Raw genomic sequence first — 13,166 nt, 5'->3', positions numbered from 1 at the left:
CGCGCTTATGTTAGCCTTTGCTAACTTGCAGGGAGGTCCTACGTGGGGTTGTCGGGTGAGTTCTCGCTGCGGCCGCTGGACCACGATCGCGATCTGGCCCGCGTCCATGCCTGGATGAACGACGCCGAGGTGGCTCGCTTCTGGCATCAGGCCTGGCCCGTCGACGAGGTCGCCGCCTACCTGCGTGACCAGCAGGCCAGTTCCCACTCGGCTCCGTACGTGGGTGAGCTCGACGGTGTCCCGATGAGCTACTGGGAGCTCTACCGCGCCGATCACGATCCCCTCGCGAAGTACTACGCCGCACGCGAGCACGACGCCGGGATACACCTGCTTCTCGGCCCCGCCGAGTGCCGCGGCCGGGGGCTGGCAGGCCCACTGCTGCGGCTGGTCTCGGACTGCCTACTGGCCACCAACCCCCGGGCGACCAGGGTGGTCGCCGAGCCCGACGTGGAGAACATGCGATCCGTGCGGGCGTTCGAGCGCGCGGGTTTCCGTCGTGCCGCCGACATCGATCTGCCCACCAAACGCGCCGCGCTCATGCTTCGCGACCGCGAACCGAACCCAGAGGTCAACGCACCGCGGTAGACCTAACAAAGGGGGGAGGTTATGTTAGCCTGCGCTAAGTTTCGATCGGAGAGGTGACACTGCATGCCGCGCAACCTGGGATGGATCCGGCAATTCCACAAGCCCGAAGACCCGGATAGTCCCCCTCTGCTGGTCTTCCCGCACGCGGGTGCGGGCGCGTCGGCGTACCGCGAGTTCTCGAAGGAACTCAGCAAGAGCTTCGAGGTCCTGGTGTTGCAGTACCCGGGGCGGCAGGACCGCGCCACGGAACCACCGCTGTCGTCGCTGACCGAGATTGCCGAAGGTGCATTCGCCGAGTTCGCCGCGTCGGAATACCACCGCGGCAGCCCGATCGCCACCTTCGGCCACAGCATGGGCGGCTGGGTGGCGTTCGAGTTCGTCCGCGTCGCCGAAGCGCACAACGTCGCGGTTCGCAGGCTCACCGTCTCCGCCGCGGTCGCGCCATGCCACGCCGCCGCCAAACCACCCCATCCGACCGCAGACGAGGACATCCTCCACCACCTCGGCGCGCTCGAGGGCACCACATCCGACGTATTCGGCAACCGCGATCTGATGCGGCTGGCGCTGCCGGTGATCAAGGCTGACTACCGGGCCTGCGATGCCTACGAGCGCGGCGAGGATGTCAAAGTGGCAGCGCCAATTCACGCGCTTGGCGGCGACCAGGATCCGATCGTGACGCTGGGTGATCTGTACGGCTGGCGCAAGCACACCGACGTCATCGAGGTATCGATGTTCGACGGCGGGCACTTCTTCTTAGATACGCACATCCAATCGGTCGCAGCGCTGCTGTCTTCGTCCGTGGACTGCGAGCAGACGGCGTGAGCGACCCCATCGTCATCTCGGGGATGGCGGTGGAGGCGCCCGGCGGCATCGACACCCCCGCCGCGCTGTGGACGGCGCTGACCGAGTCCCGGGAATTGATCGGAGCTTTCCCCCGTGACCGCGGCTGGCCGGTCGATGATCTGCTGTCGGTCGACCGGCTCGACGGGTGGGGCCACGTGTGCGATGCGGGTGGATTCCTCAGCGACGCAGCCACATTCGACCCTGTCTTCTTCGGAATCACGCACCGCGAAGCCGTCGCCATGCATCCCCAGCAACGCGTGGCCATGCGAGTGGCCTGGATGGCGCTGGAGAACGCCGGTGTCAACCCCGGCGCGTTGGCCGGTAGCGAGGTCGGCTGCTACATCGGGATGTCGATGACGGAGTACGGCCCGCGGGTGGCCACGGTCGACGAAACCAGCGGGCACCGCCTCGTCGCCATGGGGCAGCTCGGTGGGGCCGCCCGCATCTCGCACGGCCTCGGCTTGATCGGCCCGTCGATCGCAGTAGACACCGCGTGCGCCTCCTCGTTGACCGCTCTGCAGATGGCGGCCAACGCGGTGCGCGACGACGAATGCGAGTGGGCGATCGCCGGCGGCGTCTGCGTCATGGGTTCACCCGCCGCGTTCTACGAATTCGCCCGCATCCACGCGTTGTCCGACGACGGGCATTGCCGCGCGTACTCCGACGACGCCACGGGCACCGTCTGGGGTGAAGGCGCCGGCATGGTCGTCGTCGAACGCGAATCGCGGGCACGGCAGTTGGGACACCGCGTCTTCGGCCGCATTCTCGGCATCCGCACCAACCACAACGGAAAGGGCAGGCCCATCCTGGTCCCCCGCACGCGTGCGCAGGCTGACCTCGTTCGCAAGACCTTAGACGCGGTGGACATCGAGCCTGCCGATGTCGGAATGATCGAAGGCCACGGCACCGCGACACCTGCCGGCGATCCGGTGGAACTGAACGCGCTCATGTCGACCTACGGCGCGGCGGGGTGCCGGGCATTGGTCGGATCGCTGAAGTCGAATCTCGGTCACGCGCAGGCGGCTTCGGGCATCCTCGGGCTCATCAAGGTGCTGCTCGCGGGCCAGCACGGCCAGATTCCGCCGACGTTGTTCGCCGACAATCCCACGACGAAGGTGGGCTGGGACAATACCGATCTGCGGCTGGCCACCAAGCTGCACCCGTGGGAACCGAACGACGGTGTCCGGTACGGCGCCGTGTCGTCGTTCGGCGCGGGTGGCGCCAATGCACACGCCGTCATCGCGATGCCGGAGGCGCACTCCGTTGCCTAGTCACCGCCTGCCCGACGGCACCGTTCCCATCCTGTTGTCGGGTGATACCCCCGAGTTGGTTTCCGCCGATGCGGCAGCAGTTTTCGGTTACGTGCAGGAACATCCCGAAGTGGCGCCCGACCGGATCGCCGACATGATCTTCCGCGTCCGTGTCGCGCGCCGGTATCGTGCGCTGGCGATGGTTGCAGGCGCAGACGATCTCAGCAGCGCGCTGCGGGCCGTCGCCGATGGCCGTGAACACCCTTTGGTGGTCCGAACGAATACGCCGGCCACGGCGCGCCGCGTCGGGTTGGTGTTTCCCGGCCAAGGCAGCCAACGGCCGGGTATGGGCCGGCTCTTCTACGAATCGGTGCCCGCATACCGTGCCGAAGTCGACCGCTGCGCGGAGGCGTTCGAGCACCACTTCGGTGAATCGCCGCTGAAATACCTTCTCGATGACAATGTTCCGGGCAACGGCGCATGTACCGTCCAGCCGGCCTTGTTTACGCAGATGGCCGCGCTCGCCGCGATGTGGCGATCGTTTGGCCTCAGCCCGCATGTCACCGTCGGCCACAGCCAGGGTGAGATCGCGGCGGCCTACGTCTGCGGTGCGGTATCGCTTGCCGACGCCACACTCGTCGTCGGGAGCCGCGCCCGCGCCGCCGACGAGGTCGCCTCTGGCGACTATGCGATGGCCGTCATCGCGGCCGACCGCGACACGTGCGACGACCTGCTCGCGCGCCGCTGCGGCTGGGCCGAGCTGTCTGTGGTGAATTCCACTGGTATCAACGGTATTTCGGGTGATCGCGCCACTGTGCAGGCGATCGTCGACGAGGTAGCCGAACGAGCCGTGTTCGCGCGCGTGATCGGCGTTTCCTACCCCGCCCACACCAGCATGATGAACGGGCTCGCCGACGAGCTGCGTGCGGCCGTTGCGTACCGACTGAAGAATTCGACGTTCCTCGACACCGATGTCGACTGCATCGGCGCCACGCTCGGTGGCCCGGTTCCCATCGACATGCCCGCCGACGAGTACTGGTTTCTGAACCTGCGCAACGTCGTCCGCTTCGACAAGGCGATCGCCGCCGCGACGGCGCTGGGGGTCAACACGTTCGTCGAACTCGCCGAACACCCGACGCTTCAGCTTGCAATCCACGAGAACCTCCGCGGTGTCGAGTGCGAGCAACCGGCGTTGGTGGTGGGTACCTCCGACCGGGCGGCCGCCGACCTCGGAGTGCTGACGCGCAACCTGGCGACCCTGGCGGTGCACCATGCGGACTACCCGTGGGACTGTTTGCGCGCCGAACCCGATGGCCGGACTGCCCTGCCGCTGATGGACTTTCCCAATGCGCCCATGGCTCGGGTCCACCTGTGGCAGCCCTATGCCACCGTCACCACAGCGCCGCCGGTGCCACAGCAGCCGACGGCCAAACCGACACCTGCGCGGCTGCTCGTCGAAGACTGGGTTCGGTTGTCGCGCCGCACACTTGTCCCTCCGCGTTCGATCGGGATCGTCGATCACACCGGAGCCTGCGCCGAGCTCGTCGCGGCGGTCGTAGACGCGGCGACCCAAACCGGTGCGACCGCTGCGCTGATCGATCACGTGAGCGCCGACCTGGACACTTACGTCGTCCTTCTTCCGCCGTCGTCGCAACGCGACGTCGCGAGGGCCGCGGCCGAGGTGACGACGTTCTTCGGTGAACACACCTGGTGGCGCGGAATCAGCGACACGGTGAGCGCATGCTGGCTGGTGACGGTGGGCGGTGAGGCGGTCCTCGCGGCAGACCCGCCGCCGAACCTCGTGCACGCAGCGGCCAGCGCAGGCTTCCGCAGTCTCGGCGCACAACATCCCGGCGTGCGTTTCCGCCACCTTGACCTGCCCGGGGGGTTGGGCGCCGCAGACGCGGGTGCGGCGATCGTGTCGGCGGTGCATACCCGGGAGGAGTCGGAGCTCGCCCTGCGCGATGGCGGACTGTACGCCAAGAGAGTCGTCGCGCCCGACGCCACGATTGTCGATCCGGACACGACGTTACCGGCGCACGTCCTCATCGTCGGCGGCGCCGGACACCTCGGCCTGGAGTTCTGCGAGCACTTCGCCCGCCGCGGCGCCGGGCGGATCACGTTGGTGAACAGATCGGGAAAAACCGTCGCGGTTGCTGATCGACTGCGGCGCATCCGGTCTGCCACAAAGGCGCAGATCCGGGTGGACAGATGCGACATCACGGACGCGGACGCGGTCTCGACGCTGGCAGAGCTGCACCGTGACGATCCCGCGGATCTGATCATCCATGCCGCTGTGGACTATTCGGGCGTCGAGCTCGAGGACATCACCTCCGCCGCCGTTGATGCGGCGCTTCAGGGCAAGGTGGTCGGCATCTCGCGCCTGCTCGAGGTGTTTCCGCGCACCCGTGACGGCCGGGTGCTGCTGTGCTCGTCGATTTCGGCCACCGTCGGCGGCCGCGGCATGATCCTCTATGCCGCATCAAACCGGATGCTGGACGCGCTGGCCCTGTCGCTGCAATCCGAGGGTGTGAACTGTATTTCGCTGCAGTGGGGGCATTGGAACGTCCATGCCGACGAGGACGGGTCCGCTGCCGCCATGTTGGCCAATCTCGGCGTCATCCCGATGCGTCCGGCCGACGCGCTGGCCGTCGGGATGAATCCGCTGCGACGCAATGCCATCGTCGCGGCGTTCGACTCAGACCGCGCCCGCTCAGTGCTCGAAACGTGCGGCCGAGGCGAATTGCTGGCGCAGTTGGAGTCACGGCCCGCGGCCGAGCTCCCGGCTGCCGGTGACGATGCCGAACTGTCCAAACGGTTTCTGAAGCTGCTCGCCGAGACCATCGGCGTCGACGGGGTGGAAGCGATAGACAAGACCGTTCCGATGGTGGCGATCGGTCTCGATTCGTTGCAGGCGTTGGAGGTCCGCCGTCGGGTCAAGGTCGAGTTCGACCACGATCTCGAGGTGGCGGATCTACTCGGCGGAGCCTCCATCGAAAAAGTGCTGGCCCGACTGGGCGCGAGCTAGCCGTCGACCATCGCCTCGCGAGGGCTCCTCGGCCGCATGTCGGTCCAGCTCTGCTCGACGAACTCCAAGCAGCTACCGCGGGTGTCCGCGCCGAAGGCGACCCGCCAACCGTCGGGCATGGGTCTAAATGTCGGCCACAGTCGTTCCTCGTCGTTGACCAGGACGCAGAACGTGCCGCCGTCGTCAAATGGGTTGATACTCATCGCTTCTCTTCGTCGGGGTTTCGGCAGCGCCCGCGTCCGCGCCCAGCACGCGTTCGGACATACGCCCCAAACAGCTCAGGTTCGGGAAGCCGGGGCCCTCATTGAGGCCGGCCAGATTCGGCAGGAAAAGCTTCGGTGTCACCCCGGTAACTGATAAATCGTGTGCGATCGACCCCTCGAGTCGCTCTCTGGTGACCGGGCCGCCCAGGCCCAGCTCCAGGAGATCGAGTGCGTCCTGGCGCAGAAGCGAGGTGAACCACAGTGAGTCCGCGCCGGAGCCGTCGATCACCAGATCGAAACCGTGGACGGTTTCGGCGCGCTCGCCGTAGCTGTCAGTCTGCAACGTGATACGGATCTGGCCGTTGTAGTCGACGGCATGTGCGACGCGACCTCTCAGGTGCCTGATCCTGTCATCGGCGAGCAGCGATTCCTGAACGCGCGCCGAGAACACGCCGCGGTCGGTGCGGGAAATGGCATCTCGTCGTTCGGCGCTGGTAAGGCTGTGCCATTCGGCGGGATCGGAGAACATGGTGTTCTCGAAGAAGCCCTCCCCGCGGGTGAACAGCGTGGCCTGCGGTGAGATAACCGTGATCGCCGAAAACCTGTGGTGGAAAACCTCATTGAGGATCGACGCCGCGGACTCCCCGCCCCCGATCACCGCAACACGCGGCGCCACGATCCGCTCGTGGCCCGCCGCTCGCTGCCAGAACTGCGCGATCGACAACACGCGCGGGTCGCCGGGGAGGATGGAATGGCCTGGCTGCCCGGGTCCGCTGATCAACACCGATTCGGCGGATACGGTCGAGTCGCGGGTGTGCAGAACCCAGTGCGAGCCCTGGACCGACATCCCGATCACGTCGCCGCGGATGATCGTCATTCCCACCGCATCGGCGACCCAGCGCAAATAGCCGGCCCAGGTCTCGTGGGTGGGTGCCGGTCGTCCTCTGTCGATCCACCCCGCGAATTCTCCTGTGGCTACGAGGAACGACTGCCAGCTGTAGCGCAGCATCCGCTCATCGAGTTCGCTGTTGCGGCCGGGCACCAAGGTGGACCGGTACGGGAAGCCGACGTCCTTCTCGGGATTGGTGCCCAGGCGTTGCCTGCCGTCTGTCCAACCGCCACCGGCCTGCCAGTTGGCGGCCACGCCGCTGCGCTCGATGGCGACCACGTCGCTCACCTCGAAACCCATCTGACGCAGGACCACGGCCTTGGCCGCGATCGCTACCGCCTTGGCGCCCGCGCCGACAATCGCCAGTGTGCCGCTCATCGGCGGCCCGCGCGCAACGCGTCGCGGTCGACCTTGCCGTGGGTGGTGATCGGAATCTTCTGCAGCACGACGTAGTCTGTGGGCTGCATGTGGACGGGCAGGGCGGCGCTGACGCGCGCGCGCACCCGGTTGACGTCCACGGTGTCGCAGTCGGCCGATGGTGTCAGGTAAGCCACCAGGCTCCGTCCTGACCCCGGCAGGTCGTGCGCCATCACCACACATTGGCCCACGCTCGGGTCGACGGTGGTCGCGGCGGCAATCTCGCCGAGCTCGATTCGGTGCCCGTTCACCTTCACCTGCTCGTCGGCGCGGCCGACGAACTCGAGATCACCGTCGCCGTTGCGGCGGGCCAGATCACCCGTCCGGTACATCCTGCCGCCGGCACGATACGGGTCGGCGACGAAACGCTCGGCCGTCGATCCCGGTCGGAGGTGGTATCCGCGCGCCAAAGCCGTTCCACCGATGTAGATCTCACCGATGGCGCCGACGGGCACCGGCTGCAGCATGTTGTCGAGAAGATGCACGGTGGTGTTCACCTTGGGACGGCCGATCGGCACGACGCGGTTGCCCTGCTTGGTCGTCACCCGGTAGCGAGTCGCCGCGATCGTGGTTTCGGTGGGCCCGTAGAAGTTGTGCAGTGGTGCGTCGAAGGTCGCGCGGAACCTGTCGGCCAATCCGCCGGGCAGCGCCTCGCCGCCGATCGGAATGCGACGCAGCGTGCGCCATTTCGATGCGCCCGGCAAGGACAAAAAGAGACCGAGCAACGAGGGTACGAGATGCACGGCCGTAATGGCTTCGCGCTCGAGGACGCTGGTCAGGTATCCAACGTCGCGGAGCCTGTCGGGGCGCGGAATGACCAGCCGCGCGCCGTTGCCGAGTGTGCCGAAGATCTCTTCGATAGACGCGTCGAAGCTCGTCGAGGCCAGCTGCAGGACCGATTCGCGGGTGTTGCGCTGGTAATCCGCGCCGTACCAAGCCAGGTAGTCGATCACCGGGGCATGGGACACCGCAACGCCTTTGGGTCTCCCCGTCGAACCCGAGGTATAGATGACGTAGGCGAGGTGGTCGGGCAGCAGCGGGTGCATCCGGTCGTCGTCTGTCGGGTCGACGTCGGGGAACTCATCGAGCCCGCCCACGGGTTGACGCAGGGTCAGCCGTGGCGAGGAGTCGGCAAGGATGAAGTCGATCTTCTCGGCCGGATAGTCGGGGTCGATAGGCAGATACGCCGCCCCGGCCTTGGCGATCCCGAGCGCTGTCACTACAAGCTCGGGTGATCGCGGCAGGAGCACCGCCACCAGGTCTTCGGCACCGATTTCCTGGTGAATCAGCCAGTGCGCCAACCGATTCGCTTGCTCATTGATTTGTTGATAGGTGTAATGCCGGCTTTCGTAGGTCACTGCGACAGAATCAGGACTGGCGTTGGCTTGCCGCTCGACGAGGGCGGTGAGCGTGGTCGGCGCCCGGCGGTGCGCGTCGCCGGCGGCCACCCGCTGGAGCCACGACCAGTCTGAGCCGAGCATGTCGAGCTTGTGGACGGATGTATCCGGTTCGCACACAGCACTGTTGAGGAGCTGCTCGAGGTGGGCCAGTAGCCGCGTCACCAGCTGCCCATCGAGTACGTCCACCTGATATTGCGCGTGGATGACGGCGTCGTCGGCGGTGAACTCGACCGTCAGCACCAGGGGTAGGTGCGCAACGTGCGCGCGCAGCGTGGTGCGCTCACATCTCACGCCACGCGGCGTGAACCCGTAACTGCCCTGGGCGCGGGCCGCAAAACTCAACCGTGCCAACCGGTCTGCGCCGCCGTGCAATCCGTCGAGGGCGATCTCGCGGATCAACTGGTCAAGTGAGTCCCCGGTATGGGCCAGGGCGCCGTCGATGGCGTGGTGTGTTTGCGCCGCCAGCTTTCGGAACGTCATCTGAGCATCGACCCGGGCGCGCAGCATCGCCTTGTGCCCGAGGTAGCCGATGCCCGCTTCGTTTTCGCCGGATCGGTCCAGTGCGGGCAGCGCGATCAGGAAATCGTCGGTCTGGGTGTATCGGGCGATGAGCGCCGACAGGGCCGCAGCCATGACCGCGAAGGGGGTAGAGCCGGTCTCCTCGGCGAGATGGTTGATGCCGCGGACGAGGTCTGCCGGAACGTGCCTGCTGCACAGGTCCGCCCGCAGGGTGCTCGATACGGCAGAACCGTTGGGCCCCGGCAATTCCAGCGGCTCGGGCAGGTCGGGCAGCACCGTCTGCCAATACCGCCGGTCTGCTGCCGGGTCACGGGCAGGTGCCTGATGCAATTCGGTGAGCGGCCTTAAGGGACGTTCTGCGTATCGGCAGGGATCCTCGTAGGCCGCCGTGAGGTCGGCGAGGAAGACATGCGTCGACGCATCGTCCCAGGCAATCTGGTGTGCGGCGACAAGCAGCACGTGCTCGTCGCGGCCCACCCGGATCAGCGTCAGGCGCAGCGGTGCTTCGACCGCCAGCTCGAACGGGGTGCCGAACTCCCGCTGTGCGAGCACTTCCACGCGCAGCCTGGATGCCTGGTCAGCAAGATCGGTCAGGTCGTGCTGCGAATATGTGGGCAGCAGGTCCGCGCGCACATGTTGTTGAAGCGTGCCGGCCAGATCCACCTGATAGGTGGTGCGCAGGATCTCATGGCGTTCCGCCACGGCAGCCAGCGCGTCTTGCAGCCGGTGGCCGTTCACATCGCCGCGCAGCCGGAAGGACGCCGACGTGTTGTACATGGGGCTGTCCGGGTCGAACGACTGGACCAGCCAGACCCGGCGCTGCCGGTCCGTCGCGGGCATCACCGCGATCGACGGCGATTCGAGGCGGCGCGCAGTCTCAGTCAAGTCCGAAGTCAGCCTTCCGGTGTCGTCCACGCAGTTCAGCGGCATACTAAGCCGGGGTTGTTAGCTCAGGCTGCCCTAACTTGCAGAGGTTACCGCACATCGCCGCAGCGGACATGCCCTACCTAGGATCGTCTGCGCGGATGATCCGATTACGGCGCGGCGTCGAGCAACACCGTCTTCGACTCGAGATACGGCAGGAGCCCTTCACAGCAGTCGGCCGGCTGCGCTGCGGCACAACAACTTCGATGTTTGCGCTCATGGTTGGATTCTCACTTACCTTCGGGTTCCCGATCGCGCGAGATCTCCACCGCGCGGTCGGCGTTGGCGAGCAGCTGCCGTTGCCGCCTCGGCCACCAGAACATGTCCAACACCAGCAGCGCCAGGTAGACGGCCGAGGCGACGGTGTTACCCCACGAACCGAAGGTGGCGTCCCATACCGCCGAGGCAATTGCGACGACGAGCACGAACCAGAACAGCCACCGCAGCGGGCGGGCCTCCTCCGCGGCCGTGTGCAAGCCGTCGCGGTACTCGCCGAGCGCAGGTGACAGCCTGGCATCGTCGACGGCGTGCCCGTTGCGGGCGGCCGCGACCACCCGCTCACGTTCGCTGCCGCTCAGACTCGCGGCGCTCGGCCAGTACCGCGCCATGCGTCGCGACATCCACACGCCGGAGGACACTGACAGCATCACGAACACGATGACGGTGGCCAACAGAAATCCCGAATCGAGCCACGCGAGGATGGCCAGGAACCCGCCGACGCCGACGCCGAGAATCAGCCCGCGAAGGGCTGGGCCGTATCGCCACACCGGCGCGGGCACCGTGACCATGACTCGATTGTGCGACGCCCGCCCCCGGGCCGATGTGTTATCGGCGCATTAGATTTCGTGTTGAGGCCTTGGCCGTAGCAACAGCGTCGCGACCACACTGATCAGCGCGGTGGCCACCAGGTAGCTGCACGCGAGCCAGGGCGCCTTGTTCGCCGCGGCGATCAAGGCGGTCAGGATCAGCGGGGTCAGGCCGGAAGCGTAGACACCAGAGAGCTGGTACACGGTGGACAGCCCGGTGTAGCGGATACGCGCCGGGTACAGCGACGCGTACAGCGTGCCCTGCGCGCCGTAGAACCATGCGTGAATCACGCCGAACACCAACAGCATTCCGATCGCATAGGCTGAGATGTTCTTGGTGTTGAACAGGGCAAAGACCGGAAACACCGCCACCGCGTAGGCCGCGATCCCGCTGGCGTACACCGCACGTGCTCCGAACCGGTCAGCCAAAAGACCCGACACCGGAAGCAGCGCCGCCATCACCAGCGCCGCCGCCGTCACTGCGGTCAGCACCGGCACGCGCTCGAGATGCAGTGTGCCTGTGGCATACGAGATCGCGAACACACCCCAGGTGTTGAACGCCGCCCCTTCACCCCAGCGCGACAGCAGACCCAGCACCGTAGCGCGCAAGTGCGGTGGCCGGAATACCTCTTTGAGCGGCACGGCCGCCCTGTCGCCGTCGGACTGGAGTTTCTCGAACGCGGGCGTCTCGGTGGCTTTCAGCCGGACGACGACGCCGAAGACGACCAGCAGAATGCTGATCAAGAATGCTATGCGCCAGCCGTAGGACTCGAAGGCGTCCTCGGGCAGCGCGATCTGCAGCAGAGCGAAGACACCGGTACCCAGCGCAAGCCCGAGGGCAAGGCCAACCTGCGGGATACTACCCGCGAAACCCCTTCTGCGCGAAGGGCTGTGCTCGACCGCAAGCAGGATGGCCCCGGCCCATTCGCCACCAAGCGCGAAGCCCTGAACGATGCGCAGCACCAGCAGCAGGATCGGGGCGAGCACGCCGATCTGGGCTGCGGTCGGCAGCAGACCCATCAGCGCGGTGGCCCCGCCCATCAGGAACATCGTCAGAGCAAGCGTCTTCTTGCGGCCGATCCGGTCGCCGACATGGCCGAAGACGAAGCCGCCGATCGGCCGAACGACGAAGCCGACGGCAAAGGTTGCGAACGACAGCAGCGTTCCCACATACGAACTCTGACTGGGAAAGAAGGCATGGCTGAAGACGAGGCTGGCGGCCGTCGCGTAGAGGAAGAAGTCGTACCACTCGATGGTGGTGCCGACGAGGCTCGCCAGCAGCGCCGTGCGGACCTTCGGATCGAAACGGGCGCCGCGGGTTTGGGCTGCCGGCTCGACTTCGCTCGAGGTGAGTTCGGGAATCGCCACGATGAGCCACCATCCCCGACGGTCGGGGCGCCGAATAGGTTTGCGCGCGTCATGAGCAGAACCGCGTGTCGGAACCCGGCGCTAGGGCTTGCGCGCCCACACAGCCGGATGCGGTCCGGATATCAGTACTGGATCTGGGCCGAGGTCACTCCTGACCCTTTCGGCGAACGCGTCGACATCGGTCTCTTCTTCGGTTGCGACGCCGTGGGCAACTAGCAATGGTGAGAGATTCGCGACCAAAGTCGTCTCGTGCTGCCATACGGTTTCGCCGGTGTACACCGCACCCGTCACCTCGTGCGGAGGTCGCGGTTCAAGGCCGATCGATCGCAGTAGCGACGGCAGGCGCGTCCCCATATGTGCTTGGTGTCCAAGCACATCGAAGGCCGCATCCATCCATCCCATGAGCGTGTCGACCGACGGGCTGCGGGGCCACATGAGCACCTGATTGGTCGGATTGTGTTCGTACTCCATGAAGGCCATGACACCGCCCGAGTTGAGGCGGGCGGCGAGCGCACGCAGCACGCTCTCGACGTCAAGCTGGTACATCAACACCAGCCGGCCGACGATCGCGTCGAAGGGCCCGTCGGGCGGGGACGAGAGGTCCGCGATTTCGAATCGGACGTGCGTCAGGCCAAGGTCCTCGACGCGGCGGTTGGCGGCTTCGACCTGAGCGGCATCCCGGTCGATACCCAGAACGCGACCAGACGAAGTAACCAGGTCGGCAACGATGATCGAAACATCACCTCCACCTGACCCGCAGTCGAGAACACGCATCCCCGGTCCGATACCTGCGGCTCGAAACATCCGTTCCGTGGCCGGGCGAAGCGCGTCACCCTGGCTTGCGAGCCGTTGGCGTTCGCGGTCGGTACTTCCCCAGGCATAGTCGTTGGCCACGAAACGGATGGTGGCACACCGGCCCTGAACAGCGCTGTCG

General features: G+C 66.4%; 10 protein-coding genes. 4 read left to right on the top strand and 6 right to left on the bottom strand.

Annotated elements, in window-relative coordinates:
• Positions 1-42: 42 nt before the first annotated feature.
• From A5651_RS24095 to nbtC, 4 genes are all read left to right on the top strand, one after another.
• Complete coding sequence (locus A5651_RS24095) at positions 43-585, top strand: GNAT family N-acetyltransferase (RefSeq protein ID WP_066987186.1); 543 nt, start codon at positions 43-45, stop codon at positions 583-585.
• 63 nt (positions 586-648) lie between these two features.
• Positions 649-1,407, top strand: coding sequence for a thioesterase II family protein (locus A5651_RS24090; protein ID WP_066987184.1), 759 nt, complete (start codon positions 649-651; stop codon positions 1,405-1,407).
• A complete protein-coding gene (locus A5651_RS24085; protein WP_255361851.1) occupies positions 1,404-2,699 on the top strand; it encodes a polyketide synthase in 1,296 nt (431 codons plus the stop codon). The genes A5651_RS24090 and A5651_RS24085 overlap by 4 nt, the downstream gene beginning before the upstream one ends.
• Entirely contained in the window at positions 2,653-5,706 is a 3,054-nt protein-coding gene (nbtC, locus tag A5651_RS24080) for a nocobactin polyketide synthase NbtC (protein WP_082943950.1), read from the top strand. Before A5651_RS24085 ends, nbtC begins: the two co-directional genes overlap by 47 nt.
• On the opposite strand, the gene A5651_RS24075 is transcribed toward nbtC, so the two are convergent.
• From A5651_RS24075 to A5651_RS24050, 6 genes are all read right to left on the bottom strand, one after another.
• Positions 5,703-5,909: an MbtH family protein gene (locus tag A5651_RS24075; RefSeq protein WP_066987181.1), complete on the bottom strand. Its 207-nt coding sequence runs from the start codon at positions 5,907-5,909 to the stop codon at positions 5,703-5,705. The two genes, nbtC and A5651_RS24075, sit on opposite strands and share 4 nt — an antisense overlap.
• Positions 5,890-7,176: an NADPH-dependent L-lysine N(6)-monooxygenase MbtG gene (gene mbtG / locus A5651_RS24070; protein WP_066987177.1), complete on the bottom strand. Its 1,287-nt coding sequence runs from the start codon at positions 7,174-7,176 to the stop codon at positions 5,890-5,892. The genes A5651_RS24075 and mbtG overlap by 20 nt, the downstream gene beginning before the upstream one ends.
• Positions 7,173-10,019 (bottom strand): amino acid adenylation domain-containing protein, encoded by a 2,847-nt coding sequence (locus A5651_RS24065; protein ID WP_231988809.1) that lies wholly within the window; start codon positions 10,017-10,019, stop codon positions 7,173-7,175. Before A5651_RS24065 ends, mbtG begins: the two co-directional genes overlap by 4 nt.
• A gap of 269 nt (positions 10,020-10,288) precedes the next feature.
• Positions 10,289-10,846, bottom strand: coding sequence for a hypothetical protein (locus A5651_RS24060; RefSeq protein ID WP_066987171.1), 558 nt, complete (start codon positions 10,844-10,846; stop codon positions 10,289-10,291).
• Positions 10,847-10,894: 48 nt separating this feature from the next.
• A complete protein-coding gene (locus tag A5651_RS24055; RefSeq protein WP_066987303.1) occupies positions 10,895-12,226 on the bottom strand; it encodes an MFS transporter in 1,332 nt (443 codons plus the stop codon).
• 87 nt (positions 12,227-12,313) lie between these two features.
• Complete coding sequence (locus A5651_RS24050) at positions 12,314-13,126, bottom strand: class I SAM-dependent methyltransferase (protein WP_082943949.1); 813 nt, start codon at positions 13,124-13,126, stop codon at positions 12,314-12,316.
• Positions 13,127-13,166 lie beyond the last annotated feature (40 nt).

The organism is Mycobacterium sp. 1274761.0 (assembly GCF_001668615.1).
Taxonomy (GTDB): domain Bacteria; phylum Actinomycetota; class Actinomycetes; order Mycobacteriales; family Mycobacteriaceae; genus Mycobacterium.
Note: the sequence above shows the minus strand (reverse complement) of the source record. Positions and strands in the feature narration are given on the sequence as shown.

Coding starts and splice junctions, on each gene's coding strand:
- A5651_RS24090 (WP_066987184.1), top strand. CDS start 649: ATGCCGCGCAACCTGGGATGGATCCGGCAATTCCACAAGCCCGAAGAC.
- mbtG (WP_066987177.1), bottom strand. CDS start 7,176: ATGAGCGGCACACTGGCGATTGTCGGCGCGGGCGCCAAGGCGGTAGCG.
- A5651_RS24075 (WP_066987181.1), bottom strand. CDS start 5,909: ATGAGTATCAACCCATTTGACGACGGCGGCACGTTCTGCGTCCTGGTC.
- nbtC (WP_082943950.1), top strand. CDS start 2,653: ATGCACACGCCGTCATCGCGATGCCGGAGGCGCACTCCGTTGCCTAGT.
- A5651_RS24060 (WP_066987171.1), bottom strand. CDS start 10,846: ATGGTCACGGTGCCCGCGCCGGTGTGGCGATACGGCCCAGCCCTTCGC.